General features: G+C 68.7%; 4 protein-coding genes and 1 riboswitch. Of the genes, 3 read left to right on the top strand and 1 reads right to left on the bottom strand.

Going from position 1 to position 3,651, the window contains the following annotated elements:
* The coding region (gene ribD / locus D183_RS0116965) for a bifunctional diaminohydroxyphosphoribosylaminopyrimidine deaminase/5-amino-6-(5-phosphoribosylamino)uracil reductase RibD (RefSeq protein WP_017910051.1) at window positions 1–791 on the top strand (791 nt) is incomplete at its 5' end.
* Window positions 792–913: 122 nt separating this feature from the next.
* Here the strand turns inward: ribD and D183_RS0116960 are convergent.
* Window positions 914–1,540 carry a hypothetical protein gene (locus D183_RS0116960; protein ID WP_017910050.1) on the bottom strand — a complete coding sequence of 209 codons (627 nt, stop codon included), beginning with the start codon at window positions 1,538–1,540 and terminating at the stop codon, window positions 914–916.
* Window positions 1,541–1,758: 218 nt separating this feature from the next.
* Window positions 1,759–1,922: riboswitch (FMN riboswitch) on the top strand.
* 79 nt (window positions 1,923–2,001) lie between these two features.
* On the opposite strand from D183_RS0116960, the gene D183_RS0116955 reads away from it, so the two are divergent.
* Window positions 2,002–2,601 carry a riboflavin synthase gene (locus D183_RS0116955; RefSeq protein WP_017910049.1) on the top strand — a complete coding sequence of 200 codons (600 nt, stop codon included), beginning with the start codon at window positions 2,002–2,004 and terminating at the stop codon, window positions 2,599–2,601.
* Between the two features lie 115 nt (window positions 2,602–2,716).
* Window positions 2,717–3,651, top strand: a 935-nt coding sequence (gene ribB, locus D183_RS0116950; protein WP_039728288.1) for a 3,4-dihydroxy-2-butanone-4-phosphate synthase, incomplete at its 3' end; no start/stop codon positions are given.

Raw genomic sequence — 3,651 nt, 5'->3', positions numbered from 1 at the left:
CGATGGCCGACCCGTTCCCGCAGGTCAACGGCGGCGGCTTCGCGCTGCTGCGAGAGGCTGGCATCGCGGTGCAGGCGGGCCTGATGGACACGCAGGCGCGCGCGCTCAATCGCGGTTTCCTGTCGCGGGTGGAGCGCGGCCGGCCTTGGTTGCGGATCAAGCTCGGTGCCAGCCTGGACGGACGCACCGCGCTGGCCAGCGGCGAATCGAAATGGATCACCGGCGCGGCGGCGCGCCAGGACGTGCAGCACTGGCGCGCCCGCGCCGGCGCCATCCTCACCGGCGCCGGCACCGTGCTGGCCGACGACCCGGCACTGACCGTGCGCCTGGAGGCGGCGACCGAAGTGGAGCCGCCGCTGCGCGTGGTGCTGGACGCGCGACTGCGCAGCCTGGCGCAGGCCAAGGTCCGCGACGGCAGTGCGCCGGCCCTGTACCTGCATGCGCCGGACTGCGTGCCGCCGGCGCTGGCTCACGCCGCGTTCGCCGCGGTGCCGCTGCACGACGGCCGCTGCGACCTGCACGCGGCGCTGCGCCTGCTCGGCGAGCGCGGCATCAACGAGGTCCAGGTCGAGGCCGGGGCGACGTTGGGCGGTGCACTGCTGCGCGCCGGCCTGGTCGACGAGGTGCTGGTGTACATGGCGCCGCTGCTGCTGGGCGATACCGCGCGTCCGCTGCTGGCCGGGCTCGGCATCGATACCATGGCGCAGCGGGTACCGCTGCAATTGCAGGACGTGCGCCAGCTCGGCGACGACCTGCGCCTGCTGTTGCGGCCGGCGGCTATGGATGCCTGACAAGGACGGCGCCGGCCACGGTGGCCTACCGTTCCCTACGATCGACGACGATGTATTACCGGTAGTCGAGCGAAAAAAAAAAGGTCCCGCTCGGGACCTTTCTTGATGGAGCTGTTTCGCGCTCAGAAGCTCGCGCGCACGCCCAGCCAGCCCTGGTTGCTGTGCTCGACGAGCCGGAACTCGGTCACCAGACCCCAAGTCCGGGTGACGTTGACCTGGCCGCCAAGTACACCGACGAACTTGCCCTGCTTCATCGCGTTGCCGTCGAAGTAGCCGCCCTTGATCCAGGCTTCGGTGCGTGCCGACGGCTTGCCGCGAACGCCGGCAGTGACCTGTCCGATGTTGGCATGATCCTTGGTCGTAGAGCGGTCGCCGAGGAAATTCGACTTGAGTTCGAGCTGGCTGCGCTGGAAGGCCGCATCGGCGACGAAGTCCAGTTTCTCGGTGAATTCCATGTGGTAGCCGATGCCGATCTCCGAATCGCTGGCGATGTACTTTTCGGTCAGGTCGTGGCTGCCGTTGTCGAAGATCGAGTAGTACCGGGTGTCGGTAACGCGGGTGTAGCCGCCGAACACGAAAACCTGGGGCGCAATGGCGACGGAGCCGCGCACATAGGCACCATCGAGAGCGTCCGATTTCGGGTCAAGGCGCGAGTAGCCGGCTTCGACATAGGTGTAGCTCAGGCCCTCGGCCGACGCAGCAAAGGGTGCGGCCGCCAACAGGGCAGCCAGGATCAGGGTGTTGCGCATGGGTGGTGCTCTCCGAATAAATGGCAGTGTCAGTGCCCCGTTGCAGGGCGGACACGGGCGACGTCTCTGTCGCCTTATGCATATTAACAAATATTTCACATTACTGTATTGGGAGCAGACACGCTGCGTGATGCAGTGTCCTGTGATGATCGACAGTGCGGATCGGGCTCGCCTGACCGCGCCTGCTAGAATGCGCGTGCCGGTTCGCCGGCGACCACAAACGTCTTCAGGGCGGGGTGCGATTCCCCACCGGCGGTAGGTGCGTTCGCGCACGAGCCCGCGAGCGCTTCCCGGCGCAGGTGCGACGCGCCGAATCGGGAAGGTCAGCAGATCCGGTGCGATGCCGGAGCCGACGGTATAGTCCGGATGAAAGAAGACGGCCTTCGCGCAGCCTTGCGGCTGTGCGCGTGCCTGTTTGCCTTGTGGCGTTTTTCGCTCACCCCATTGCGAGAAACGTAGCTATGTTCACCGGAATCATCGAAGGCGTCGGCCATCTCGCCGCACGCCAGCCGCAGGGCGGCGATCTCCGCTTCACCTTCGCCACCGGCAGCCTGCCGTTCGCCGACGTGCGCCTGGGCGAGAGCATCGCGGTCAACGGCGTGTGCTTGACCGTGGTCGCCTTCGACGCGGCCTCGTTCCAGGCCGACGCCTCCACCGAGACCCTGGCGCTGACCACGCTCGGCCGCCTGGCCGAGGGCGCAATACTGAACCTGGAGCGGGCGATGCGCCCCAGCGACCGCCTCGGCGGGCACCTGGTCAGCGGCCATGTCGACGGCCTCGGCGAGGTGCTGTCGATTCACGACGATGCGCGCGCGCAGCGCTGGCGTTTCGCCGCGCCGGCGTCGCTGCTGCGCTACATCGCCAAGAAGGGCTCGATCTGCGTGGACGGGGTCAGCCTCACCGTCAATGAAGTCGACGCCGAAGGCTTCGAGGTCGCGCTGATTCCGCACACCGTCGCGCACACCGCGTTCGCGCAGACCGCCGTCGGCGCGGCGGTGAACCTGGAGATCGACTTGGTCGCGCGCTACGTCGAACGCCTGTTGCAGGGCCGCCAGGACTGATCCTGGCCGCGTCCGGCCTTCTGCCTCTCCGCCACGCTGCGCCGCTGCCTGCGGCGCGCGCGGCACCTTCCGTCTTTCCGCGAGTCCCCGCATGTCGCCTTCCGTTACCCCGAGCCTGAATTTCGCCTCCGTTCCCGAGCTGCTGGAAGAACTCCGCGCCGGCCGCATGGTGGTCATCGTCGACGACGAGGACCGCGAGAACGAGGGCGACCTGATCATGGCCGCCGAGCTGGTCAAGCCCTCGGACATCAATTTCATGGTCACCCACGCGCGCGGCCTGGTGTGCCTGTCGCTGACCCGCGAGCGCTGCGCGCAGCTGGGCCTGGCGCCGATGGTCCAGCGCAATACCGCGCAGTTCCATACCAACTTCACCGTCAGCATCGAGGCCGCCGAGGGCGTCACCACCGGCATCTCCGCCTACGACCGCGCCCACACCGTGCGCACCGCGGTCAAGCCGGATGCCAAGCCGCACGACCTCAGCCAGCCCGGCCACATCTTCCCGCTGATCGCCCAGCCGGGCGGGGTGCTGACCCGTGCCGGCCACACCGAGGCCGCCAGCGACCTGCCGATGCTGGCGGGGCTGGAGCCGGCCGGCGTGCTGGTGGAAGTGCTCAATCCCGACGGCAGCATGGCGCGGCGTCCGCAACTGGAAGCGTTCGCCCGCACCCACGGGCTGAAGATGGGCTCGATCGCCGACTTGATCGCCTACCGCCTGGCCACCGAGCACACCGTCGAACGCATCGACGAGCGGCCGATCGAGACCGAGTTCGGCGGCTTCACCCTGGTCACCTACCGCGACCGCATCGCCCACGACCTGCACTTCGCCCTGGTTCGCGGCACCCCGGACGCCGACACCCCGACCCTGGTGCGGGTGCAGGTGGAGAACCCGCTGGCCGACCTGCTGCACTGGCGCCGCGACGACTTCGGCGTGGCCGCCAGCGATGCGCTGCGCGCGATCGCCGCCGCCGAGCGCGGGGTGATGGTGGTGCTGTCGGCGCCGCGCGACAGCGAGGCCTTGCTGGCGCGGCTGCGCGCGCAGCCGGAGGCGGC

This window comes from Xanthomonas sp. SHU 199 (genome assembly GCF_000364665.1).
GTDB lineage: Bacteria > Pseudomonadota > Gammaproteobacteria > Xanthomonadales > Xanthomonadaceae > Xanthomonas_A > Xanthomonas_A sontii.
This window is presented reverse-complemented; position numbering and strand designations above follow the sequence as displayed.

Bases quoted from the DNA above. Each gene is read 5' to 3' on its own strand.
- D183_RS0116960 (WP_017910050.1), bottom strand. From the start codon at position 1,540: ATGCGCAACACCCTGATCCTGGCTGCCCTGTTGGCGGCCGCACCCTTT.
- D183_RS0116955 (WP_017910049.1), top strand. From the start codon at position 2,002: ATGTTCACCGGAATCATCGAAGGCGTCGGCCATCTCGCCGCACGCCAG.